This window comes from Muricoccus pecuniae (genome assembly GCF_014199205.1).
Taxonomy (GTDB): Bacteria; Pseudomonadota; Alphaproteobacteria; order Acetobacterales; family Acetobacteraceae; genus Roseomonas; species Roseomonas pecuniae.
Genome location: NZ_JACIJD010000002.1, coordinates 43,472 through 68,364 on the forward strand (window position 1 = coordinate 43,472; position 24,893 = coordinate 68,364).

Genomic DNA, 24,893 nt, shown 5'->3' on the forward strand with positions numbered 1-24,893 from the left:
TGCGGTGGGCTGACAGGAACGGCCGCGGCGCGGCGTTTCCGGCCACATGGAATCCGCCGCGCGGGAACGCGCGCCGGACCGCCCCGCCCCAGCGGGCGGAGCCCATGCCGCCCGAGACGCCGGGCATCCCGGACCCCGCAGGGAGATGACCTCCACGGGCAGGGCAGGCGCAGAGACCCTTCATCCCGCCCGTGTCGCATCACCGCCCCGCCGGCAATCCGGCCAGACGGGGCCGACAGGACGTACGCATGTTCGACAACTACTACCGCAAGGACATCGACTGGGGCGGCAAGAAGCTGACCCTCGAGACCGGCAAGATCGCCCGCCAGGCCGACGGCGCCGTGCTGGCGCGCCTGGGCGACACGATCGTCCTCTGCACCGTGGTCGGCGCCCGCTCCGTGAAGCCGGGCCAGGACTTCTTCCCCCTGACGGTGAACTACCAGGAGAAGGCCTTCGCCGCCGGCAAGATCCCGGGCGGCTTCTTCAAGCGCGAGGGGCGTCCCTCCGAGGCCGAGACCCTCATTTCCCGCCTGATCGACCGCCCGATCCGCCCCCTCTTCCCCGAGGGCTTCCGGAACGAGGTCCAGGTCATCGCGACCGTGCTCTCGCACGACATGGAGAACAGCCCTGACATCGTGGCGCTGGTCGGCTGCTCCGCCGCCCTGACGATCTCGGGCATTCCCTTCTTCGGCCCGATCGCCGCCGCCCGCGTCGGCTACGCCGCCGGCGAGTACGTCCTCAACCCCACCATCGAGCAGATCAAGACGAGCGAGCTCGACCTCGTCGTCGCCGGCACGGCCGAGGGCGTGCTGATGGTGGAGTCCGAGGCCAAGGAGCTGTCCGAGGCGGTAATGCTCGGCGCCGTGGAGTTCGGCCACAAGGCGTTCCAGCCCGTCATCCAGGGCATCATCGAGCTGGCCGAGCGTGCCGCCAAGGAGCCCTGGGCGCTGACCGAGGCGAGCGAGGCCGAGCGCGCCCTGAAGGCCCGCATCTCCGAGATCGGCCGCGCCGACATGGCGGAGGCCTATAAGGAGACGGTGAAGCAGGCCCGCTACGCCAAGGTGGGCGAGGTCAAGAAGCGGATCGCCGAGCAGCTGACGGCCGAGGGCACCGACCCCGCCGCCGCCAAGGGCCTGATGAAGGATCTCGAGGCCGACGTCGTCCGCAACACGATCCTCGACACCGGCATCCGCATCGACGGCCGCGACACGAAGACCGTCCGCCCGATCGTGGCCGAGGTCGGCATCCTGCCGCGCGCCCACGGTTCCTCCCTCTTCACCCGCGGCGAGACGCAGGCCTTCTGCGTGGCCACCCTTGGCACGGGCCAGGACGAGCAGATCATCGACGCCCTCGCGGGCGAGTACCGCGAGGACTTCATGCTGCACTACAACTTCCCGCCCTACTCCGTGGGCGAGACGGGCCGCATGGGCTCCCCGGGCCGCCGCGAGGTCGGGCACGGCAAGCTCGCCTGGCGCGCCGTGCACCCGCTGCTGCCGGAGAAGGAGAAGTTCCCCTACACGATCCGCGTCGTGTCGGAGATCACGGAGTCCAACGGCTCCTCCTCCATGGCGACCGTCTGCGGCACCTCGCTCTCCCTGATGGATGCGGGCGTTCCGCTGAAGCGCCCCTGCGCCGGCATCGCCATGGGCCTGATCAAGGAGGATCGCGGCTTCGCCGTGCTCTCCGACATCCTGGGCGACGAGGACCATCTCGGCGACATGGACTTCAAGGTGGCCGGTTCCGAGCAGGGCATCACCGCCCTGCAGATGGACATCAAGATCACCTCGATCACCTTCGAGATCATGCGGATCGCGCTCGACCAGGCGAAGGACGGCCGCCTGCACATCCTGGGCGAGATGTCCAAGGGGCTCTCGGGCTCCCGCAACGAGGTGGCGGCCACCGCGCCGCGCATCACGGTCATCAACGTGCCGAAGGACAAGATCCGCGAAGTGATCGGCACCGGCGGCAAGGTGATCCGCGAGATCGTCGAGCAGACCGGCACGAAGATCGACATCGAGGATGACGGCACGATCAAGATCGCGTCCTCCAGCCAGGAAGCCACCCAGGCCGCGATCGACCGCATCCGCGGCATCACGGCCGAGGCCGAGGTGGGCGGGATCTACAACGGCACGGTGGTGAAGGTGGCCGACTTCGGCGCCTTCGTGAACTTCCTCGGCGCCAAGGACGGGCTGGTCCACATCTCCGAGCTCGGCCAGGATCGCGTGGCCCGCACGGGCGACGTCGTCTCCGTCGGCGACAAGGTGAAGGTGAAGGTCATCGGCTTCGACGACCGCGGCAAGGTGAAGCTGTCCATGCGCGTGGTGGACCAGCAGACCGGCGCCGACATCACCGACCAGGTCGGCGCCAAGCGCCCCCGCGCCGAGGGCGAGGAGGGCGGCGAGCGCTCCGACCGCGGTGACCGTGGGGGCGACCGTCCCCGGCGTGACCGTGGGGATCGCCCCCGCCGCGACAACTACTGAGGTCCGACGCGCGGAGCCGCGTGATCGCGGCTCCGTGAAAAGAACGTGGCGCCGGGACCGGGGACTGTTCTATTCCCCGGACCCGGCCCATATGCGGGCCGCGAGGCGGCTCACCCGCTGCTCCGGTATCCAGGAAAGAAGACGGCCTTGAAGGCGATCAACACCATCCGCATGGGCGGTGCCGACGTCCTCCCCCTCGTTGAGGGCGGAAAGGGCGTTTCCGCCTCCAACGGCGCATCCTGCGGCCAATGGGCCGCCGAAGGCGGGGTCGGCACCTTCTCGGCCGTGAACGCCGACAGCTACGACGCCGAGGGGCGCATCATCCCCCAGGAATACCGGGGCAAGACCCGGCGCGAGCGGCACGAGGAGTTGGTGGCCTATGGCATCGCCGGCGGCATCGCCCAGGCGCGCGAGGCCTATGAGCGCTCCAACGGCCAGGGGCGCATCCACGCCAACATCCTCTGGGAGATGGGCGGGGCGGAGCGCGTGGCGCGCGGGATGCTGGAGGGGGCCCGCGGCCTGATCCACGGCATCACCTGCGGCGCCGGCATGCCCTATCGCCTGGCCGATATCGCGCGGGAATACCGCATCCACATCTACCCTATCGTCTCCTCCTCCCGCGCCTTCTCGGCGCTGTGGAAGCGCGCCTATTCCAAGGCTTCCGAGTGGCTGGGCGGCGTGGTCTACGAGGACCCCTGGCTGGCCGGCGGCCATAACGGCCTGTCCAACTCCGAGGACCCCCGCAAGCCGGAGGCCCCCTATGCCCGTGTGCTGAAGCTGCGCCAGCAGATGCGCGAGTTCGGCCTGGGCGAGGTACCGATCATCATGGCCGGCGGCGTCTGGTGGCTGGAGGAGTGGGAGGACTGGATCGACAATCCCGAGCTCGGCCCCATCGCCTTCCAGTTCGGCACCCGCCCGCTGGTGACGCGCGAGAGCCCGATCCCGGATGCCTGGAAGCAGCGCCTGCTGACGCTCAAGCCCGGCGACGTCTCCCTCCAGAATTTCTCCCCTACCGGCTTCTACAGCAGCGCGGTGCGGAACGACTTCCTGCGGGAGCTGGAGGCGCGCAGCCAGCGCCAGGTGGCCTACACGGCCGAGCCGATCGGCGAGCACTCCGCCACCTACGGCGTCGGCCCCCGCAAGCGCCCCGTCTACCTCGTGCCGGGTGACCTGGAGCGGGTGATGAGCTGGGAGGCCCAGGGCTTCACCGAGGCGCTCCGCACGCCCGACGAGACGCTGATCTTCGAGACGCCGGAGGCGAGCCGCGAGATCCTGGCCGACCAGGTGGCCTGCATGGGCTGCCTCTCCCAGTGCCGCTTCTCCAACTGGGCGCAGCACACGGACGACCATTCCAACGGCAAGAAGGCCGATCCCCGCAGCTTCTGCATCCAGAAGACGCTGCAGGACATCGGCCACGGTGGGGATCCCGAGCGGAACCTCATGTTCGCCGGCCACAACGCCTTCCGCTTCGGGCAGGACCCGTTCTACTCGAACGGCTTCATCCCGACGGTGAAGGAGCTGGTCGGGCGGATCATGACGGGGCGCTAGCGCCCGTCCTTCCCCCGCGGCGCGTCCCGCCGCGGGTATCCTCTTCTGGGCGCCGATCCCTGCCGCGGGGAGGTTGCGGCGCGCCCAGCGTCCGCGCACCCTCCTCCCGATGGCCGGCCACGATGCCGGCCCGGGAGGGATTCCACGATGCGATACCGGATCTCGGGCGCGCTCGCGCCTCTGGCCGTTACCCTTGCGCTCACCCTTCAGCCTGCCCCCGCCCGGTCGGAGGTGACGCGCTTCGAGGTGGTCTCGCGGGACGGGGCGGCCCTGGGTGGCCGAACCTTCGGCGGCTGCGGCGCGGCGGAGAAGATAACGGCCCGCGCGACAATCGCGCTCGACCCCGCCGATCCGCGCAACGCCGTCATCGCCGATATCGATCGCGCGCCCCGCAACGCCGGGGGCCGGGTGGAGGCGACGACCGATGTCGTCATCCTCCGGCCCGCCTGCCCCAGCGGCACCCTTCTCTTCGAGGTCGTGAATCGCGGCCGCAAGCTCCTGCCCGCCTGGGCGCAGGATGCGGAGGCCGGCGGCGCGCTCCGCCTCGCGGCGCCGGAGGATGCGGGCAACGGCTTCCTGCTGGAGCGGGGATACACCCTTGTCTGGGCGGGCTGGCAATTCGACACCCCGGCAGGCCCCGACCTGCTGCGGATCGAGGTGCCGACCGCCGCGGGCATCACCGGCCCCTCGCGGGAGGAGTTCACCTTCACCGACACGGCCACGCCGAAGCGGGTGACCCTTTCCTATCCCGCCGCCGAGCGCGGCTCCGCCCGGATCACCCTGCGCGACCGCACCGACCTGGAACGGATGACGCCCGAGGGCCTCGCCCTGCGCTTCGTCGACGACACCACGGTGGAGATCGACCGCCTCTCCGGTGTCGCCCCGGGCGCGCTCTACGAGATCACCTACACCGCCCGCGATCCCCGCCTTTCCGGCATGGGGCTGGCCGCCATGCGGGACGTCACCTCCTTCCTCCGGCGCGAGACCGGCCCGGCGAACCCCCTGGCCGCCGGGGGACGGACCGGCATCGACCGGGCGGTGGGCCTCGGCATCTCCCAGTCCGGGCGCGCCCTCCGCGACCTGCTCTATTTCGGGATGAACGAGGACGAGGCCGGCCGGATCGTCTTCGAGGGGGTGCTGCCGATCATCCCCGGCGCCCGCCGCAGCTTCACCAACGCCCGCTTCGCGCAGCCCGGGCGCAATCCCGGCCCGCAATACGACCGGCTCTACCCCGTGCTCGCCTTTCCCTTCACCTATCCCGTGCTGGAGGACGGTCTCAGCGGCAAGCGGGACGGCATCCTCCTGCGCTGCCGGCTGAACAACACCTGCCCGAAGATCATCCACCTCGATTCCGAGTTCGAGTTCTGGGGATCCCAGGCCAGCCTGCTCGTGACCGACACCAGGGGGAACCACCTTGACCTCCCGCCGGATGTCAGGATCTATCTTCTCTCCGGCGCGCCGCACGGGAATCCCCCGAATGCCGTCTCCCGGCCAAGCGCTGCCTGCGTGATGCCACTCAATCCCATCAATGGCGGACCGGCCCTGCGCGCGCTGCTCGTGGCGATGGAAGCTTGGCTGCGGGTGGGCACCGAGCCGCCGGCGAGCCGCTTCCCCATGCGCGCGCATGGCACGCTCGTGCCGGCCGCCCAGGCCTATCCTGCCATTCCCGGCCTGCCCTATCGCGGGCAGCTCGTTCGCGCCGACCTGATCGAGCAGGCCGCGCCGCTGCCCGAGGTCCGCGGCAGCTACCCCCTCTTCGTGCCGCGCGCGGGGCTGGACGGGAACGCGATCGCCGGCATCCGCCTGCCGCTCATCGAGGCGCCGCGCGCCACCTATGTCGGCTGGAACGCCCAGGCCGGGGCCGAGGGACCGCAGGAGATCTGCACGCAGGTGGGCGGAGTCGTGCCCTTCGCCGCGACGAGGGCGGAGCGCGAGGCCGCGCGCGACCCGCGCCCCTCGCTGGAGGAGCTCTATCCGAGCAACGAGGCCTACCTCTCCGCGGTGAGGGCCGCGACGGAGCGGCTGGTGTCCGAGCGCCTGCTCCTGCCCGCCGATGCCGAGGAGGCGATCCGCGCGGCGGGGGAGGGAAGGCTGGCGCGGCTGCGCTGAGCCCCTCTCCGCGCCGATCTCAGCCCGCCCGGAGCGCCCCCTCCACCGCGCGGGCGACAGCGAGCAGCCGCCGGTCGCCCCCGTGCTCGCCCGTGAGCATCAGCCCGACCGGCGCCTCTCCCTCCGCATGGCAGGGCAGGCTGATGGAGCAGCGGTCGAGGAAGTTGCCCACGGCCGTGTTCCGCAGCAGCAGGAGGTTGACGCGGTTGAAATCCTCCACCGCCTCCAACTCCGCGATGGAGGGCGGGGTCAGGGGGCAGGTGGGGGCGACGATCGCGTCGAAGGGTGCCGTGCGGGGGGCGATGGCGGCGATGATCCGCGCCCTCTCGCTCATCAGGGCGATCAGCTCCGCCGCCGTCATGGAGGAGCCGCGCTCGATGCGCGCGAGGATCATGGGGTCGTAGAGCTCGCGCGAGCGGCCGATCAGCTCCCGGTGCAGCGCCCAGGCCTCCGAGGCCGCGAAGCCGCCCGTGGCATTGGCCGCGGGGATCTCGGCGAGTTCGGGCAGGGCGACGTCGATCAGCTTCGCCCCCGCCGCCTCCAGGCGCCGCAGGGCGATGTCGAAGGCGGCGATGACCGCCGGCGCCAGCCCGTCGAAGAGGTAGGTGGCGCTGGGCAGGCCGAGGCGCAGCCCTTCCAGCGGCATGGGGGAGGGCGGGGCCGCCCCCTCCTCCCCGGCCATCACCGCGTCCAGCACCGCGCAGCAGGCGGCGCTCGGGGCCAGCGGCCCGATGCTGTCCAGCGTGGTGGAGAGCGGGAAGGCCCCGGCCGTCGGCACGCGGCGCGCGGTCGGCTTGAAGCCCGTGATGCCGCAGAGCGCGGCCGGCACGCGGCAGGACCCGCCGGTATCCGAGCCGATCGCCCCGAAGCCCATCCCGTCCGCCACGGCCACGGCGGCACCGGAGGAGGAGCCGCCCGGCACGCGCCCCGTGGAGCGGTCGTAGGGCGCGCGAGGCGTGCCGTGATGGGGGTTCAGCCCGGTGCCGGAGAAGGCAAACTCGACCATGTTCGTGCGGCCCAGCACCACGAAGCCCGCGCGCTCCAGCCGCGCGATGGCGGGGGCGGTAGCGGTGGCCGGCGTCTCGTTCCGCCGGGCGAGGGAGCCCGCCGCCGTCACCACCCCGGCCTGGTCGAACAGGTCCTTGATGCTGATCGGGATGCCGGCATAGGGGCTGGGGGCCCGCCCCGCCCCGCGCAGCAGGTCCATCGCGCGGGCCGCCGCCCGCGCTTCCTCCGTCTGCACCGCGACGAAGGCGCGCGAGCCCTCTCCCCCGGGGTCCGCGATTCGGGAGAGCGCCTCCTCGACGAGCTGTTCGGAGCCTGTCTCGCCGGCCGCCAATGCGCGGGCCGCGTCCTCGATGGTCATCATGCCCCGAGGATGCGGCGTGGATGACGCGACCGCAATGCGAGCGCCGTTGACAGGGACGCACCGGCCGAAGCAACTTGTATGACAACTAGAGGGGCGGCCGGCAGCGGTTCCCCCCATAGGGAAGAACCCCCCTGAACACCGGGAGACTGTCCATGACCATCCATGCCCCCCGCCGGGCCGTGCTGCTCGGCGCGCTCGCGGCGCCCTTCATCGCCAATCCGGCGAAGGCGCAGACGATCACCCTGCGCTCCGCCGACGTGCATCCCGACGGCTACCCGACCGTCGAGGCCGTCAAGTTCATGAGCAAGCAGATCGAGGAGAAGTCGGGCGGCCGCGTGCGCGTCCAGGTCTTCGGCTCCCGCCAGCTCGGCGAGGAGAAGGACACGCTGGAGCAGACGCGCTTCGGCGTGATCGACCTCAACCGCGTGAACTCGGCCAGCCTGAACTCGCTGGAGCCGGCGACCGTGATCCCCGGCCTGCCCTTCCTGTTCCGCAGCGAGGACCACATGCACCGCGTGCTGGACGGCGCGATCGGCGACGACATCGCCTCCGGCCTGATGCGGCACAACCTGATCCCGCTGGCCTATTACGACAGCGGCGCGCGCAGCTTCTACACCCGCGCCAAGGCCATCAACGAGCCGGGCGACCTGCGCGGGCTGAAGATCCGCGTGCAGCCCAGCGACATGTGGGTGGCGATGATGCGCGCCTTCGGCGCGAACGCGACGCCGCTGCCGACGGGCGAGGTCTATTCCGCCCTGCAGACGGGCGTGGTGGACGGGGCCGAGAACAACTACCCGTCCTACCAATCCTTCCGGCACTTCGAGGTGGCGAAGTTCTACTCCGTCTCCGAGCACTCCATGGCGCCGGAGCTGCTGGTCATGGCCAAGCGATCCTATGACCGCCTGCCGAAGGAGCTGCAGGACCTCCTGCGCCAGGCCGCGAAGGACAGCGTGCCCGAGATGCGCCGCCTCTGGCAGGCCCGCAGCAACGAGGCGAAGGCCGCGGTGATCGCCGCCGGGGCCCAGATCAACACGATGAACAAGGAGCCCTTCGAGCGGAACATGGGCCCGGTCTACGACCAGTTCGTGAAGGACGCGCGGATGAAGGGCATCGTGTCGCGCATCCGGGAAACAGCCTGATCATGGTCCACAACGCGCAGCGCGGCCTCTCGGCCGCGCTCGACGCCATCTGCCGCGTCGCGCTCTTCGTCTCGGGCATCGCCCTCATCGCGATGACGGTCATCGTGGCCTATGCCGTCTTCGGCCGGTTCGTCCTCAACGACACGCCCGCCTGGGCGGAATCGGCCGCGCTGCTGCTGATGGGCTGGATGATCATGGGCGCGGCGGCGGTTGGCGTGCGCGAGGGCTTCCACATGGGCTTCGACACGCTGAAGTCCGTGCTGCCGGCCGCCATCGGCCGCATCTTCGACGTGATCTCGGACCTCTGCATCACCGCCTTTGGCATCGGCATGGCCTGGTTCACCGGCGAGCTGGCGCTGGAGGTCGCCGACACCACCCTCCCCACGATCGGGCTGAACGGCGCGGTGGAATACGTCCCGCTCATGCTCGGCGGCGTGCTCATCACCCTTTTCGGGATCGAGCGGCTCCTCGCCCATGCGGCCGGCCACCTCGCTCCGGCCGACCAGCATCCCCACCCCATCCTGACCGACGCCTGAGCGCGCCGCAGAGGCCCCCATCATGGACATCGCCGTCCTGCTCGGCAGCTTCACGCTGCTGCTGCTGATCGGCACGCCGGTCGCGTTCGCGCTCGGCATCGCCGCCTTCGTCACCGTTCTCTGGATGGACCTGCCCGCGGTGGTCGTGTTCCAGCAGATCGTCTCCGGCATGAACATCTTCTCCATGCTGGCCATCCCCTTCTTCGTCTTCGCCGGCGACCTCATGATGCGCGGCCAGATCGCGGACCGGCTGGTGGCGCTCGCCTCCGCCATGGTCGGCCACCTGCGCGGCGGGCTGGGGCAGGTGAACGTGGTGGCCGCCACGCTGTTCGGCGGCGTCTCGGGCTCGGCGGTGGCCGACGCCTCGGCGGTCGGCGGCGTGATGATCCCGCAGATGCGCGCGCGCGGCTACGCGCCGGACTACGCGGTGAACGTCACGGCCAATGCGGCGCTGATCGACCTGCTGATCCCGCCCAGCCACAACATGATCCTCTACGTCATCGCCGCCGGCGGCGCGATCTCGGTGGCCGATCTCTTCACCGCCGGGCTCATCCCCGGCGCGTTGCTGATGTTCGCCATCATGTTCGCCGCCTGGCTGGTCGCGGTGCGCCGCGGCTATCCGCGGGAGAAGTTCCCCGGCTTCGTCGTGCTGCTGCGGCTGCTGGTGGCCGCGCTTCCCGGCCTGATGCTGATCGTCATCATCTTCGCCGGCGTGCGCTCGGGCATCTTCACCGCGACCGAGAGCGCCTGCGTGGCCGTGCTCTACGCGCTGCTGGTGATCGGGCTGGTCTATCGCAGCCTGAGCTGGGAGGGCTTCCGGGAGGCGGTGCTGGGCGCCTGCCGCACCACGGGCATGGTGCTGCTCATCATCGGCACCGCCTCGGCCTTCGGCTGGCTAATGGCGCTGATGCAGGTGCCGGCCACCACGGTCGCCTTCATGAAGAGCATCACCTCCGACCCGCTGATGATGCTGCTGCTGATCAACGTCGCCCTGCTGGTGCTCGGCACCTTCATGGACATGGCGCCGCTGATCATGATCGGCACCCCGGTCTTCCTGCCCGTGGCGGTCGCCGCCGGGATGGATCCCGTGCAGTTCGGCATCGTGCTGATCCTGAACCTCGGCATCGGGCTGATCACCCCGCCCGTCGGCCCGCTGCTCTTCGTGGCCTGCGCCGTGGGCAAGGTCTCGATGTGGGAGGCGACCAGGACCAGCGCGCCCTTCTACCTCGCCAGCTTCATCGTCCTGCTGATCGTGACCTATGTTCCCTGGGTCTCGCTCTGGCTCCCTTCCGTCTTCCGCTGAGGCTCTGATGACCGACAAGACCCGCCCCGTCCTGCTCACCGGGGCGTCCGGCAACCTCGGGCGGGCCCTCGCGCCCGCCCTGGCGAAGGCCGGCTACATGCTTCGCCTGACCGACATCTCCCCCTTCCCGGACACCGTGCCGGAGGGGGCGAGCTTCACGCGGGCCGACCTGAACGACGGCGTGACGATGCTGCGCCTCGCCGAGGGCTGCCAGGCGATCCTGCATTATGGCGGCATCAGCACCGAGCACCCGTTCGAGGTGGTGCTCGGCCCGAATCTCCGCGGCCTCTACCACGTCTACGAGGCAGCCCGGCGCGAGAAGGCACGCGTGCTCTTCGCCAGCAGCAACCACGCCATCGGCTTCCACGAGCGGCCCGAGGGGAATGGCGAGCTGCTGGATGCCGACTGCGCATTCCGCCCCGACAGCTTCTACGGGCTCTCCAAGGCCTATGGCGAGCTGATGGGCCGCCTCTACTGGGACAAGCATGGGGTGGAGAATCTCAACCTCCGCATCGGCTCCTCCTTCCCCGAGCCGGTGGACCGGCGGATGCTCTCCACCTGGCTCTCCTACGCCGATCTCGCCCGGCTGATGGAGAGGTTCCTGGAGGCGCCGCGCATCGGCCACGCCGTGGTCTGGGGCGCGTCGAAGAACCCCGCGACCTACTGGGGCAAGGACCACCGCGACCGCATCGGCTGGGAGCCGGAGGACACGGCCGATACCTTCAGCGACAAGGTCGGCAGCAAGGTCTCCGGCGACCCGGTGACGGAGCGCTACCAGGGCGGCGGCTACACCGCGATGGACTACACCCGCGACAAGCCCTCGCCGAAGGACGCTTTCGCGCTGGACTGATCCCGTGCTGGAGATCGCGGGCGGCGCCTGGAGCGCCGCCCTCCTGCCCGCGCAGGGCGGCGCCCTGGCCCGCCTCGCGCATGATGGCCGGGACGTGCTGCATCCGCTTCCCGAAGGCGCCGATCCCAACAACAGCTGGGCCGGCGCCTTTCTCATGCTGCCCTGGACCAACCGGCTCGACCGGGGCCGGCTGCCCTATCCCGGCGGTGTCCACCACTTCCCCTGCAACCGCGTCGCCGAGGCGACCGCGCTGCACGGCCTCTCGCGCGAGCATCCCTGGCGCATCGAGGAGGTGTCGCCCGGGCGCGCCGTGCTGGCGCAATCCATTGCCGACGGACCCTACTGCTACGAGGCGCGCGTCGAGGTGGCGCTGGGCGAGACCTTCTCCATCGCGCTCGCCGTCACCAACACCGGGGCGGAGGGCACGCCGTTCGGCACGGGCTGGCATCCGTTCTTCACGCGCCCGCCCGGCACGCGCCTGTCCTTCCGTGCGGGCGGCACGCTGACCCGCGACGCGCGCAACCTGCCCACCGGCTGCGCTCCTTCGGACGGCCTCGACGGCGGGGAGGAGGTCTTCGGTGGCCTCGACACGCATTTCGTCGGATGGGACGGCAACGCGCGCCTGCAACTCGGCGATATGCCCTTCACCCTGATCGGCGAGGAGGCGTGGTCCCGCAACATCCAGGTCTTCGCCCCTCGCGGCGCCACCATTCTCTGCGCCGAGCCGGTGAGCCACGTGCCGGACGCGGCGAACCGGCCGCAGCTCGCGCGCTTCGGCGCGATGCGTCGCCTCGCGCGTGGCGAGTCGATCACGGGCCGCGCGGTGCTGCGCGCGGGGATGTGACGCTGCCGAAACCCTGGGGATTCGCGCGGCGTTCGTCAGCGATCTCACGGAGGATCGCGGCATGGCGTCCGGCACGGCGAAGAGGACCGACCCGAAGCTCTGGGACAAGGTGAAGGCGCGCGTCATGCGCGGCACCAAGGGCGGCGACGCCGGCGAGTGGTCGGCGCGCAAGGCGCAGCTCGCCGTGCAGGAGTACAAGAAGGCGGGCGGGGGCTACGAGGGTGGCAAGAAGGAGGACAACCACCTCGTCCAGTGGGAGAAGGAGGAGTGGGGCACCAAGTCCGGCCGCAAGAGCAAGGACACCGGCGAGCGCTATCTCCCCCGCAAGGCGCGGGAGTCGTTGAGCGACGAGGAGTACGCCCGCACCACGGCCAGCAAGCGGCGCGACACGGCCAAGGGCGAGCAGTTCTCCCGCCAGCCGGCGGATGTGGCGCGCAAGACGGCGAAGGCGCGGGACACCGGCCGTTCCGCGCCTGCCAGTCGCGCGGGCAAGACTCAGAAGGAGCCTGCCGCGCCGCCCCGCGCGCGCGGGGCGGCGAAGACGAAGACATCGCGCACGGCCTCGACGACCGCGCGTAAGGCGCCGCCCCGGCGCGCCGCCGCGGCCAAGGCGTCCCCGGCCCGCAAGGCATCCCCGGCGGCCAAGGCGCCCGCCAAGTCCGCCGCCGCGCGCAAGCCCGCCGCGGCACCGGCCGGGCGCAAGGCAGCGCCAGCCCGACGGGCGGCGCCGGCCGCCGGAACCGGCGCGAAGCCGGCCACGAGGAAGGCAGCCACGAAGAAGCCGGCGGCCGCGAAGCCTGCGGCACGCCGTTCCTCCTCCACCCCGGCCGCGCGCGGCACGCGCCCTGCCTCGCCGAGGACGAAGCGCCCATGACGGAGACGGACGACCCCCGGGAGATCCTCGGCGCTTTCCGCGAGGCGGTGAATATGTCCGCCTCGGCGCTCAAGGAGTGGCTCGGCACCGAGGAGAGCCGCTCGGTCGGCATCACGCCGGAGGGCGAGCACGAGTCCATTGGGCATGAGAGCGGGGTGCATATCGTGCGGCTGCTCGAGGCCGGGCTCTCGGATCCCTCTGAGGAGGATCTGGCGCATATGCGGAAGGTGGTGGGCTACGTGCACCGCCATCTCGCCCAGCGGCCCGAAGGCGATGTCGAGCACACGCGCTGGCGCTACAGCCTGATGAACTGGGGCCATGATCCCCTGAAGGACGCCGCCCCCGCGAAGCCGGCCCGCGCCAGGCGCGCGCCTGCCCCGGCGCGCGGGACGGGGGCGGCACGCGCGACGGTGACGCGGCGGACGGCTCGCGAGGCGCCGGAGCCGGCCCCGCGCAAGGCGGTCGCGAGAACCGGGCGCAAGCCTGCCGGAACGGCGGCACGCAAGCCGGCGGCCCCGTCCGCGCGCTCGGTGGCGGAGCCCGCGGCGGCGCGCAAGGCACCCGGGAAGGAGCCGGCGGGGGCTGCCGGGCGCGGCGGCGCTGCCTCCTCCGGTCGCCGCGCAGCGAAGAGCGGCGCGGCCGGAACGGCGGCACGCAAGGCGGCGGGGACGGGCAAGCCGGCGGCTCCCGGCAAGGCCAAGGGCCGTCCTGCCGCGGCCAGGCCTGCCGCCAAGTCCGCGACGGCCCGCAAGGCCCCAGCGAAGGCCCCGGCCAGCAAGGCCACCACGAAGGCCCCGGTCCGTAAGGCCCCTGCGAAGGCTCCGGCCCGCAAGGCCCCCGCGAAGGCTCCGGCCCGCAAGGCCAAGGATGCGGCAGCCCCCGCGAAGGGAGCGGGTGGCCGCACAGCCGCCGCCAAACCCGCCCCGCGGTCCTCGTCGGCCCACAAGGCACCCTCCGCCCGCCGCCCCACATCTGGAACGCCGCGTCGCTGACACGGCGGCGCGGCGGGTTCCACCCGCCTCCTCCATGGCGCAGGATGCCCTCATGGAGGACGCGCTCATCCTCGGGGCCGGGATCATGGGCCTCTCGACCGCCTTCGCGCTCGACGCGGCCGGCTACCGCGTCACGGTGATCGAGGGCGATCCGGTTCCCAACCCGCGCGGCTCGTCGGTGGACGACCACCGCCTCATCCGCCACGCCTACGGCGCCTCCCTCGGTTACATGCGCATGGTCGAGAGGGCCTATTCGGCCTGGGACGCCCTATTCGACGCGCTCGGCGAGCGCCCCTATGCCGAGACGGGCGTGCTCGCCCTGGCGGCCGGCGCCGCTTCCGATGCGGGCTGGATCGCCGCCAGCCGCCGCTCGCTGCGCGGCGACGACCACGCCGTGGAGGACCTCGCGCCCGGGCGCCTCGCGAACCTTTACCCCTGGCTGAATCCTGACGGACTGTCCGATGCCTTCCGCACCCCGCGCGGCGGCGTGCTGATGGCCCGGCGCATCGTCGCCGCCCTCGCGCGCCATCTTGAGGCGCGCGGCACGTGCTTCGTCAGCGCGCGCGCCACGGGGATCGATCCCGCCCGTGCCCGCCTCACCCTCTCGGACGGCCGGGTGCTGGAGGCCGGGCGGCTCGTCGTCGCGGCCGGGCCCTGGGCGCCGCGTCTGGTCCCCGGCCTCGCCGCGCGCGTCACGCCCTCCCGCCAGATCGTCGTCTATCTCGATCCGCCGCCCGCGCAGCGGGAGGCCTGGGCCGCCGCGCCCATGATCCTGGACCTCTCGGAGGATGGCGGCTTCTACGCCGTGCCGCCCGTCGCTGGCACCGGGCTGAAGATCGGCGACCACCGCTTCTCCCTCGCCGGCGACCCGGACGACCCGCGCCCCGCCACGGCGGAGGAGCGGGACGGCATCCTCGCGCTCGCGATGCCCCGCTTGCGCGACGCGGCGTCCTACCGCGTGCTGGAGGCGCGCGCCTGCTACTACGACGTGGAGCCGGAGGAGCGCTTCGTGGTCGAGCCCCTGTCGGAGCGCTGCGTGGTCATGAGCGGCTTCTCCGGCCACGGTTTCAAGTTCGGCCCGCTGCTCGGCCGCGCCGTGGCTGCGGCGCTGGCCGATCCCGCCCGCATGGCCGCCCTGCCGCGCTGGGCGGCGGGGGAAGCGAGAGAGCAGGACGTCGCCGCATGAACGCCGCCGAATCCCTCACCTTCGCCCTCAACCGGCTGCACGATCTGCCCGGGCTCTCCGCCCGCCTCGGCACGCCGCTGGCGGAGGAGGACATCGCCGCCATCCTCGACGAGGCCGCGCGCTTCGCGGAGGAGCGCATCGCTCCCGGGCGGATGGAGGCGGACCGCCAGGGCTGCCGGCTGGAGAACGGGCGCGTCCGCACGCCGGCCGCCTATGCCGCCCTGCTGAAGGACTGGCAGGAGGCCGGCTGGCAGGGCGTTGCCGCCCCGGCGGAGCATGGCGGCCAAGGCCTGCCCCACGCCCTCTGGGCCGCCGTCTTCGAGCTGGCCAGCTCCGCCGACATGGCCTTCGCGCTCATGCCCATGCTGACGGCCGGCGCGGTCGAGCTGCTCTCCCACCATGCCAGCCCGGACCAGGCCGCGCGCTTCCTGCCGCCCCTGATCGCCGCCAGCTGGAACGGCACGATGTGCCTCACCGAGCCGCAGGCGGGGAGCGACCTCTCCGCCGTCCGCACCCGGGCCGTGCCGGACGGGCAGGGGGCGTTCCGCATCACCGGCAGCAAGATCTACATCACCTGGGGCGAGAACGAGCTGGCGGAGAACACGCTCCACCTCGTCCTCGCCCGCCTGCCGGACGCGCCGGCGGGCTCGCGCGGCATCTCCCTCTTCGCCTGCCCGAAGATCCTGCCGGACGGGCGGCGCAACGGCGTTCGCTGCGGCGGGATCGAGCACAAGCCGGGGATCCACGCCTCGCCCACCTGCACCATGGTCTTCGAGGAGGCCGAGGCCGAGCTGGTGGGGGAGCCGCATCGCGGCCTGCCCGCCATGTTCGCCATGATGAACGCCGCCCGCCTCGCCGTGGGGGTGGAGGGCGTGGGCCAGTGCGCCCGCGCGACGGCGCTGGCCGAGGCCTATGCCGCTACCCGCGTCCAGTCCGGCCGCCCGATCGCCGAGCACCCCGATGTCGCCCGCATGCTGGGGGAGATGCGCGCGGTGACGGCCGCCGCCCGGCTCCTCGCGCTGGACTGCGCCGTGTCCCTGGACCGCGCGAGGGCCGGGGATGAGGGGGCGGAGACGCGCCTCTCGCTCCTCACCCCCATCGCCAAGGCCTGGTGCACCGACCGCGGCGTGGAGGTGGCCGGGCTCGGCATCCAGGTCCATGGCGGCGCCGGCTACGTGGAGGAGACGGGCGCCGCCCAGATCTGGCGGGACGCGCGCATCGCCCCGATCTACGAGGGCACGAACGGCATCCAGGCCATGGACCTCGTGGCCCGCAAGCTGCCGCGCGACCTCCCCGCCTTCCTCGCCCTGCTGGACGAGGCGGCCGCTGCCGACCCCGTGCTGAAAACCCCCGCCCGCGCCCTGGCCGACACGGCGCGCTACCTCGCCGAGGCCGGGCCCGATCAGGTCGGGGCCGCCGCGGCGCCCTTCCTCGACGCCGCGGGATGGGTGCTGGGTGGTGCCTGGCTCGCCCGCGCTGCCGCCGCGGAGCCCGGCCTTGCGCGGGAGGCCGGCTTCTTCCTGCGCCGGCTCCTGCCGCGCGCCACGGCCCGGCTGCTGGAGGCCATGGCGCCTGCCTGAGCTTTCACGCCTTCGCCATCCGGGGATTGCGGTGCGATGAACACCTTGCGCGTTCCCCATCCGCCCAAACATCCTGCGCGCCCCCTGCTGCCGGAGTCCGTGTGAACGCCCTGAGCCGCCCCGCCTTGCGCCCCGAACGGCCGCATGCCGTCGTCATCGGGGCCGGTCCCGGTGGACTCGCCTCCGCCATGCTGCTGGCCGCGCGGGGGCTGCGCGTGACGGTGCTGGAGAAGGACCGGGTCATCGGCGGCCGCAGCCGCACGGTGGAAGGGGAGGGCGGCTACCGCTTCGACCTCGGCCCCACCTTCTTCCTCTATCCCCGCATTCTCGGCGAGATCTTCGCCGAGTGCGGCACCCGGCTGGAGGACGAGGTGGAGCTGATCCGCCTCGACCCCCAGTACCGCCTGGTCTTCGAGAATGCCGCCGGCCACGTCACGCTGGACGCGACGCCCGACCTCGCGCGGATGGAGGCGGAGGTCGCGAAGATCGACCCGCGCGACGCCGCCGGCGTGCGGCCCTTCATGGAGGAGAACCGCCGCAAGCTCGCCGCCTTCCGCCCCGTGCTGGAGCGCGCCTTCACCCGCGCGGCCGACGTGATGGGGGCGGACATGCTGCGCGCCCTGCCCCTGCTGAAGCCCGGCCGCTCGGTCGATGCCGACCTGCGCCGCTTCTTCCGCGACCCCCGGACGCGGCTCGCCTTCTCCTTCCAGTCGAAATACCTGGGGATGAGTCCGTTCCGCTGCCCCAGCCTCTTCACCATCCTCTCCTTCCTCGAATACGAGCACGGCGTGTTCCATCCCCGCGGCGGCTGCGGCAGCGTGGCCTCGGCCATGGCGCGGGTGGCGGCCGATCTCGGCGTGGAGTTCCGCTTCGAGACGCCGGCCGAGCGCATCCACTTCGACGGCAACCGCGCGACGGGGGTGGAGGCCGGCGGGCGCCGCCTCGACGCCGAGGCCGTGGTAATGAACGCCGACTTCGCCCATGCCATGCCGCGCCTCGTGCCCGATGCGATCCGCCGCAAGTGGTCCGATCGCAAGATCGGGCGCGCGCGCTACTCCTGCTCCACCTTCATGCTCTATCTCGGCGTGGAGGGAACCTTCCCGGACCTCGCCCACCACAGCATCCTCCTCTCCGAGGACTACCAGCGGAACATCAAGGAGATCGAGGACGGCACGGTGCCTGACGTGCCCTCGCTCTACCTGCACAATCCCGTCGTCACCGACCCGACCATGGCGCCTCCCGGCCATTCCAGCCTCTACCTGCTGGTCCCCGTGCCGAACCTGACGCACGGGCACGAGTGGAGCGAGGCGGACACCGCGCGCTACCGCAGGCTCGCGCTCGACCGGCTGCGCACCCTGGGCGTGCCCGACATCGAATCCCGCATCCGCTTCGAGAGGGTGGTCACGCCGCGCGACTGGCGCGACGAATTTGCCGTGGGTTATGGCGCCACCTTCAACCTGGCGCATGATCTCCGGCAGATGCTGATGTTCCGTCCAGGCAACCGCTTCGGCGACACGCAGGGCCTCTACCTCGTCGGTGGCGGCACGCATCCCGGCTCCGGCCTGCCCGTGATCTACGAGGGCGCGCGGATCAGCGCCAACCTCCTGCTGCGCGACCTCGGGCGCGCGCCCGTCTCCACGAGGATCTGACGATGTCCAAGGTTGCGATCATCGGCGGCGGTCTCGGCGGCCTCGCCGCTGCCTGCGTCGCCCAGGCCCGCGGCCATCAGGTCACGCTCTTCGACAAGAACGAGTGGCTCGGCGGCAAGGCGGCGGTGCTGCATCTCGACGCGCCGCACGAGCCGGGCGGGCGCAACGGCGGCAGCTTCCGCTTCGACATGGGGCCGACGATCCTCACTGTCCCCCGCGTGCTGCGCCGCATCTTCGCCGAGGCCGGGCGCGAGCAGGCGCGCGACCTGCCGCTGATCCGCCTCGACCCGCAGTGGCGCTGCTTCTTCGAGGACGGCACGCGCATCGACCTCCGCGAGAACGTGGAGGCGATGGCGCGCGACATGGATGAGTTCGCGCCGGGCAACGGCGCCGGCTACCGCGAATTCCAGCGCATGTCGGAGAACCTGCACCGCATTTCCGAGGGCTTCTTCTTCTGGAAGTCCGTGGAGGGAATCGGCGACACGATCGACTTCCGCGCCAACATGCGCGCCGACACGCTGAAGGACGTGATGGCGCTCGGCATGGGCAAGCGCGTGGCGAAGGTGATCCGCGGCCATGTGCCGGATGCGCGCCTCGCCCAGATGCTGGACCATTACTGCCAGTATGTCGGCTCCTCCCCCTACCTCGCCCCCGCCGTGCTGTGTAGCATCGGCGACATGCAGGCGAGCGAGGGGATCTGGTACCCCGTCGGCGGCACGCGCGCGGTGGCGGAGGGGTTGGCCAAGCTGGCCGAATCCCTCGGCGCCGAGCTGCGCCCGGGCACGGAGGTCACGGGCCTCGACCTCCGCGAGGGCGGCACGCGCGTGGCGGGCGTGGTGGCGAAGGGGCAGACGATCCCCTTCGACGCCGTCATCTCCAACATGGACGCCATCCGCACCTACAAGGAGCTGGTGGGGGGCAAGACGGGCCGGAAGTACGAGAAGAAAGGCTTCGAGCCCGCCTGCTCCGGCGTCGTGCTCTATCTCGGGCTGAACAAGCGCTACGACCACGTCGCGCATCACGACTTCGTCTTCTCCCGCGACGCGGAGGAGGAGTTCGACGCGATCTACAAGAAGGGCATTCCCGCGCCCGATCCCACCGCCTATCTCGCCGCCCCCTCGGCCACCGATCCGACCGTGGCGCCGGATGGCGGGGAGGCGCTCTACGTCCTCGTCCACACGCCGCACCTGCGCCCCGGCCAGGACTGGTCGAAAATGTTCCCGGCCTATCGCCAGACGATCCTCGACAAGCTGAAGCGCACGGCAGGGATGGAGGACATCGAGGAGCGCATCGTCGTCGAGCGCGCCCTCACGCCCCAGGATATCCACGACCGTTACAAGGTGCTGGACGGCGCCATCTACGGCCTGGCCTCCCACGGAGCCTGGACGGGCGCCTTCAAGCCGGGCAACCGTTCGAAGGCGGTGAAGGGGCTCTACCTCGCCGGCGGCGCCGCGCATCCCGGGCCGGGCATGCCGATGGTGATGATGTCCGGCTGGATCGCGGCCGACGCGATGGACCAAGACATGGGCGGCCGGGGCATGAGCGAGGCCGCGCGCCTCGCCGGCACGCGGGACGCCCCCCTGCCCCAGGCGGCGGAGTAGCCGCCATGGCGGAGGCGTCCCCGCTCGCGCTCCGGGACGCGCGGCTCTTCGCCTTCTTCCACCTCGTCTTCACCCGCTTCTTCCGCCGCCACATGGGCGCGCTGCGCATCCCCCCCTGGGGCATGCCGCGGGAGGAGGCGGGAAGGCCGCTGATCGTGCTGGCCAACCATCCCTCCTGGTGGGACGGGGTGGCCTTCATGCTCCTCGCCGCTCGCCTCTTCCCCGGGCGCCAGGTCTTCATCCCGATGGAGGCGGCGGCGCTGGCGAAGTACCGCTTCATGCGCCGCCTCGGCGTCTTCGGGATCGAGCCGGGGCCGCGCGGGGCCGTCGCCTTCCTCCGCACCGCGAAGGAGGTGCTGGGCGCGCGCCGGACGATGCTCTGGATGAACGCCCCCGGCCGCTTCCAGGACGTGCGGGAGCGCCCGGTGGCCATCGCCCCCGGCGTGACCCGGCTCGTGGAGATGGCGCCGGAGGCGGTGGTCCTTCCCCTCGCCCTCGACTACGTCTTCTGGACCGAGCGGCGCCCGGAGATGCTCGCCGCCTTCGGCGAGCCGATCCCGGCCGGCGACCTCCTGGCGCTCGACCGCGAGGCGCGGGAGGCCCGGATCGGGGAGGCGCTGACCGCCACGATGGACCGGCTGGCGGAGGAGGCGGTTCTCCGCGACCCCTCCCGCTTCGCCATTATCGCCGAGGGCGCGCAGGGCATGGGCGGCATCTACGACCTCTGGCGCCGCGCCGCCGCCTGGGCCCGCGGCCGGCGCTTCGAGCCGCGCCACGCGCACGGCACCAAATCCGGCTAGGACAAGGGCTTGAGAACGAGGAAACGCGAAGGGGCACGACGCCGGTGATGGATGCCCTCTCCCTGGCGCTCGCCGCCTTTCCCGCCAGCATGGCGGCCGCGAACCTGATCCTGCTCGGCAGGGCAGGGGGGGAGCCCGCGCCGGATACCCTTGTCTCCATCCTCATCCCCGCGCGGGACGAGGCCGCCAACATTGCCGACTGCCTCGACGCTGCCCTGGCCAGCACGGGGGTGGAGGTGGAGGTGCTGGTGATGGACGACGCCTCCCGCGACGCCACGCCCGAGATCGTCTCCGCCCGCGCCGCCCTCGATCCTCGCCTGCGCCTGCTGCGCGCCCCGCCCCTGCCGCCGGGCTGGACCGGGAAGGTCCATGCCTGCGCCCGCCTCGCCGAGGCCGCCCGCGGCACCCACCTTCTCTTCATCGACGCCGATGTCCGCCTCGCCCCCGATGCGGCCGCGCGGATGGCGGGCCATGCCCAGGCCGGCGGCATCGCCCTCGTCACCGGCGTGCCCCGCCAGCGGATCGGCACACTGGGGGAGGGGCTGACGGTTCCCGCCATCAACCTGCTGATGATGGGCTACCTCCCCGGGGCCGGGCGGGCCTTCACCGGGCATCCCGCCATGGCGGCGGCCTGCGGCCAGCTCATCCTCGTCGAGCGCGGGGCCTATGAGGCCGTGGGCGGCCACGCCGCCTTCCGCCAGCGGCTGCATGACGGGCTCGCCCTCGCCCGCAACCTGCGCGCCGGCGGGCACCGGACGGAGGTGGTGAACGGCGCGCCGCTCGCGGATTGCCGCATGTATTCGGGCTTCCGGGAGTCCTGGAACGGCTTCCTGAAGAACGCGCGGGAGGGGATGGCGACGCCGCTCGGCCTGCCGGTCTGGACAGTCCTGCTCGCGGGCGGCCATCTTCTGCCCTGGCTGCTGCTGCCGGCTCCGCTGGCCGCCGCCGCCCTCGTCCTCACCTACCTGACCCGGGCCGCCATCACCTGGCGCGCGCGGGAGCCGAGCTGGACCATTCCCCTGCACCCCGCCACCGTCGCCGTCGCCCTCGCCATCCAGTGGACAGCCCTCGCCCGCTCGGCCCTCGGCCGCCCGGCCGGGTGGAAAGGCCGCGCCTACTCCGCGGCGGATGGGGCATAAGCGGGGCGAGATGAGCGCCAGCATTGCCGCCGGCCCCGCGACGCGCGGGCCGGATTCCGAGAATTTCCCCGTCGCCTCGCGCCTGCTAGCGCCCGCGATCCGCGGCCTGGTCCTCGCCTTCTACCGCGTGGTGCGGCTGGCGGACGACATCGCGGACGCGCCCGATCTCGACCCCGCCGAGAAGCTCCGCCGCCTGGACGTGATCGAGGCGGCGCTGGACGGGGCTCCCCCCGGTCCGGAAGGTGTGCCGGAGGCGGCGGCGCTGCGGGAGAGCGGGGCGGGGGTGGAGGAGGCGCGGAAGATGCTCATCGCCTTCCGCCGCGATTCCCGCAGCGAGGGCTGCGCCGACTGGGAGGCGCTGGCCGACTACTGCGCCCATTCCGCCGATCCCGTGGGGCGCTTCCTCCTCCGCATCCACGGGGACGACGACCCCGCGGCGATCCGCGCCGCCGACGCGCTCTGCACCTCGCTCCAGATCCTGAACCACATCCAGGACATGGGCGTGGACCGCGAGACGATCGGCCGGGTCTACATCCCGCGCTCCTGGATGGACGAGGCAGGGGGCGAGGAGGCGGTCTTCACCCGGCCCGGCCCCCGCCGCGCCGTGCTGGACGCCTTGCTGGATCGCACGGACACGCTGCTGGACGTGGCGGCCGCCCTGCCGCGCCTGTTGCGGAGCCGCCGCCTCGCCTTCCAGTCCGCCACCACCATCGGCTGCGCCCGGCGCCTGCTGGCGCGGTTGCGCGCCGCCGATCCCATGGCGGGGCGGGTGGCGCTGACCAAGGCCGATTTCCTCGCCGCCCTCGCCGCCGCGCCGGGCAACGGCCCCTCGGACGCCGCTCTCGTCCGCGCCCGCGTGGTTCGCGCCGGCTCCTCCTTCTCCAAGGGGATGGCGAGCCTGCGCGGGGAGCGGCGCCGCGCCCTCTACGCCGTCTACGCTTTCTGCCGCGCCGTGGACGACATCGCCGACGGCGCCGCGCCGGAGGCGGAGAAGCGCGCCTTCCTCATGGAGTGGCGCGCGAAGCTGGACGAGCCGGACTGCGCCGTCTCCCGCGAGCTGGCCCGCGCCCGCGCCGGTTTCGACCTGCCGAAGTCGGAGTGCGAGGCGATGATCGCGGGGATGGAGACGGATTCCACCGCCCGCCTCCGCCTCCCCGACGAAGCGGCGCTGGACCTCTACTGCCGCCGCGTCGCCGGTAGCGTCGGCGCCCTCTCCGTGCGGATCTTCGGCGCGCCGGAGGCGGAGGATTTCGGCCTCGCCCTGGGACGCACGCTCCAACTCGTCAACATCCTGCGCGACATCGACGAGGATGCGGCGAGGGACCGCGTCTACATCCCCCTTTCCTGGCTCGGGCCAGATGCGGATGCCGCCACGCTCCTCTCCCGGCCCGATCTCTACGAGGCCTGCCACCGCCTCCTCGCCCGCGCCGAGGACGGCTTCGCCGCGGCCGAGGCGGCGCTGGCGGGGGCGGATGCGAGGCCGCTCCGCCCCGCGCGGGTGATGATGTGGGCCTATCGCCGCATCCTGGAGCGCCTCGCCGCCCGCGGCTTCCATCCCCCGCGCCTGCGGCCCCGGCTGGGCCCGGCGGAGAAGCTCCGCCTCGCCGCCATGGCGCTGGGTTGGTGACCGGCTCCAGGCCATGACCACGCATGTGATCGGTGCCGGCCTGGCCGGCCTCGCCGCGGCGCTGGCGGTCCGCGGCCCCGTGGTGGTGCACGAGGCCGCCGCCTCGGCGGGCGGGCGGGCGCGGGCCCTGCCCGATGGCACGGACAACGGCACCCACGCGTTGCTCGGCGCCAACCGCGCCGCGCTGGACTTCCTGCGCGGCATCGGCGCGCTGGAGCACTGGGTGGAGCCGGAGCCGGAGGGGCTGCCGGTGCTGGACCTCGCCGATGGCCGTGCCCGGCGAATCGCGCTCTCCCCCCTCGGCTGGGCGCGCGCCGCGAACCGGCCTGATGGGCTGACCCCGCGCGCCTTGCTGGCGCTCGCACGCCTCGCCGGGCCTGGGGACCGGGCGGTCGGCCCGGCCCTCTCCGCCCATCCCGCCTTCCTGCGCGGCTTCGTCGAGCCGCTGGTCATCGCCGCCCTGAACACCCCGGTGGGGGAGGCCTCCTCCCGCCGCCTCGCCGCCGTGCTGCGCCGGGTCGGGGCGCCCGGGGCCGCGCGGCTGCTGGTGGCGCGGCGCGGGCTCGGGCCGGATCTGGTGGAGCCCGCCCTCGCCGCCATCCGCGCGCGCGGCGGGGCGGTGCGCCACGGCGCACGGCTCCGGTCCCTCGGGATCGAGGGCGGGCGCCTCTCGGCCCTCGATTTCGGGGAGGAGGTGGTGGCGCTCGCGCCGCGGGACCGGGCGGTCCTCGCCCTGCCGCCCTGGGAGGCGGCGCGGCTGCTGCCGGACCTCCGCGCGCCGGCGGAGCACGCGCCGATCCTGAACCTCCACTTCACCCACGCCACGCCCGGCCCCGTGCGCTTCCTCGGGCTGCTCGGCGGGTTGTGCCAGTGGGTGCTGGTGCGGCCCGGCACGGTCGCCGTTACGGTCAGCGCCGCCGATGCCGAAGCGCGGGAGGCCACGCCCGACCTCGCCCCTCGTGCCTGGGGCGAGATCCGCGCCCTCGCCGCCGCCTTCGGCCTCCCGGGCGAGTGGCCCGAGGAGCCGCCCCCCTGCCGCGCGGTGAAGGAGCGCCGCGCGACGCCGCGGCACCGCCCCGGCGATCCGCCGCCTCCGCCCGTGCTGGCCCTGCCGAACTTGGCCCTGGCCGGGGACTGGATGGAGCCCGTCCTGCCCGCGACACTGGACGCCGCCGTGCGCTCCGGCCGCCGCGCCGCGCGGGCGCTGGAGCGGTAGCCGCCGGGGCGAGGGACGGTCTACGGGATCGTGAAGCGGAGGCTCCGGGCG

At 72.6% G+C, this 24,893-nt stretch carries 19 protein-coding genes; 18 read left to right on the plus strand and 1 reads right to left on the minus strand.

What is annotated here, in order from left to right; all coding sequences use genetic code 11:
• Positions 1–248: 248 nt before the first annotated feature.
• The 3 genes from pnp (at position 249) to FHS87_RS02175 (ending at position 6,137) form a co-directional block, all read left to right on the plus strand.
• Positions 249–2,480, plus strand: coding sequence for a polyribonucleotide nucleotidyltransferase (pnp, locus tag FHS87_RS02165; protein ID WP_184513427.1), 2,232 nt, complete (start codon positions 249–251; stop codon positions 2,478–2,480).
• A 147-nt stretch (positions 2,481–2,627) separates the two neighbouring features.
• Entirely contained in the window at positions 2,628–4,028 is a 1,401-nt protein-coding gene (locus tag FHS87_RS02170; protein WP_184513436.1) for an NAD(P)H-dependent flavin oxidoreductase, read from the plus strand.
• A gap of 147 nt (positions 4,029–4,175) precedes the next feature.
• Positions 4,176–6,137, plus strand: a complete 1,962-nt coding sequence (locus FHS87_RS02175) for an alpha/beta hydrolase domain-containing protein (RefSeq protein ID WP_221299432.1) — start codon at positions 4,176–4,178, stop codon at positions 6,135–6,137.
• Positions 6,138–6,156: 19 nt separating this feature from the next.
• Here the strand turns inward: FHS87_RS02175 and FHS87_RS02180 are convergent, their stop codons facing one another.
• Entirely contained in the window at positions 6,157–7,506 is a 1,350-nt protein-coding gene (locus FHS87_RS02180) for an amidase (RefSeq protein WP_184513438.1), read from the minus strand.
• A 152-nt stretch (positions 7,507–7,658) separates the two neighbouring features.
• On the opposite strand from FHS87_RS02180, the gene FHS87_RS02185 reads away from it, so the two are divergent.
• The 15 genes from FHS87_RS02185 to FHS87_RS02255 all read left to right on the plus strand — a co-directional run bounded on the left by FHS87_RS02185 (position 7,659) and on the right by FHS87_RS02255 (position 24,842).
• Positions 7,659–8,645, plus strand: coding sequence for a TRAP transporter substrate-binding protein (locus FHS87_RS02185; protein WP_184513441.1), 987 nt, complete (start codon positions 7,659–7,661; stop codon positions 8,643–8,645).
• Positions 8,646–8,647: 2 nt separating this feature from the next.
• Entirely contained in the window at positions 8,648–9,181 is a 534-nt protein-coding gene (locus FHS87_RS02190) for a TRAP transporter small permease (protein ID WP_184513443.1), read from the plus strand.
• A 22-nt stretch (positions 9,182–9,203) separates the two neighbouring features.
• Positions 9,204–10,484 (plus strand): TRAP transporter large permease, encoded by a 1,281-nt coding sequence (locus FHS87_RS02195; protein WP_184513444.1) that lies wholly within the window; start codon positions 9,204–9,206, stop codon positions 10,482–10,484.
• Positions 10,485–10,491: 7 nt separating this feature from the next.
• Complete coding sequence (locus tag FHS87_RS02200; RefSeq protein WP_184513446.1) at positions 10,492–11,334, plus strand: NAD-dependent epimerase/dehydratase family protein; 843 nt, start codon at positions 10,492–10,494, stop codon at positions 11,332–11,334.
• Between the two features lie 4 nt (positions 11,335–11,338).
• Complete coding sequence (locus FHS87_RS02205; protein WP_184513448.1) at positions 11,339–12,178, plus strand: aldose epimerase family protein; 840 nt, start codon at positions 11,339–11,341, stop codon at positions 12,176–12,178.
• A 61-nt stretch (positions 12,179–12,239) separates the two neighbouring features.
• Complete coding sequence (locus FHS87_RS23345; protein ID WP_221299435.1) at positions 12,240–13,052, plus strand: hypothetical protein; 813 nt, start codon at positions 12,240–12,242, stop codon at positions 13,050–13,052.
• Complete coding sequence (locus tag FHS87_RS23600) at positions 13,049–14,044, plus strand: DUF3140 domain-containing protein (protein WP_184513450.1); 996 nt, start codon at positions 13,049–13,051, stop codon at positions 14,042–14,044. Before FHS87_RS23345 ends, FHS87_RS23600 begins: the two co-directional genes overlap by 4 nt.
• 52 nt (positions 14,045–14,096) lie before the next feature.
• Positions 14,097–15,230, plus strand: a complete 1,134-nt coding sequence (locus FHS87_RS02220) for an FAD-dependent oxidoreductase (RefSeq protein ID WP_184513452.1) — start codon at positions 14,097–14,099, stop codon at positions 15,228–15,230.
• On the plus strand, positions 15,227–16,810 hold the full coding sequence (locus FHS87_RS02225) for an acyl-CoA dehydrogenase family protein (RefSeq protein ID WP_184513454.1): 1,584 nt from the start codon (positions 15,227–15,229) through the stop codon (positions 16,808–16,810). The genes FHS87_RS02220 and FHS87_RS02225 overlap by 4 nt, the downstream gene beginning before the upstream one ends.
• A 101-nt stretch (positions 16,811–16,911) precedes the next feature.
• Positions 16,912–18,459 carry a phytoene desaturase family protein gene (gene crtI / locus FHS87_RS02230; protein WP_184514045.1) on the plus strand — a complete coding sequence of 516 codons (1,548 nt, stop codon included), beginning with the start codon at positions 16,912–16,914 and terminating at the stop codon, positions 18,457–18,459.
• A gap of 2 nt (positions 18,460–18,461) precedes the next feature.
• Positions 18,462–20,060: a phytoene desaturase family protein gene (locus FHS87_RS02235; RefSeq protein ID WP_184513456.1), complete on the plus strand. Its 1,599-nt coding sequence runs from the start codon at positions 18,462–18,464 to the stop codon at positions 20,058–20,060.
• A 5-nt stretch (positions 20,061–20,065) separates the two neighbouring features.
• On the plus strand, positions 20,066–20,860 hold the full coding sequence (locus FHS87_RS02240) for a lysophospholipid acyltransferase family protein (RefSeq protein WP_184513458.1): 795 nt from the start codon (positions 20,066–20,068) through the stop codon (positions 20,858–20,860).
• Between the two features lie 47 nt (positions 20,861–20,907).
• A complete protein-coding gene (locus FHS87_RS02245; protein WP_184513460.1) occupies positions 20,908–21,999 on the plus strand; it encodes a glycosyltransferase in 1,092 nt (363 codons plus the stop codon).
• A gap of 10 nt (positions 22,000–22,009) precedes the next feature.
• Positions 22,010–23,626, plus strand: coding sequence for a squalene/phytoene synthase family protein (locus tag FHS87_RS02250; protein ID WP_184513462.1), 1,617 nt, complete (start codon positions 22,010–22,012; stop codon positions 23,624–23,626).
• Between the two features lie 13 nt (positions 23,627–23,639).
• Entirely contained in the window at positions 23,640–24,842 is a 1,203-nt protein-coding gene (locus tag FHS87_RS02255; RefSeq protein ID WP_184513464.1) for an FAD-dependent oxidoreductase, read from the plus strand.
• The last annotated feature ends 51 nt before the right edge of the window (positions 24,843–24,893 follow it).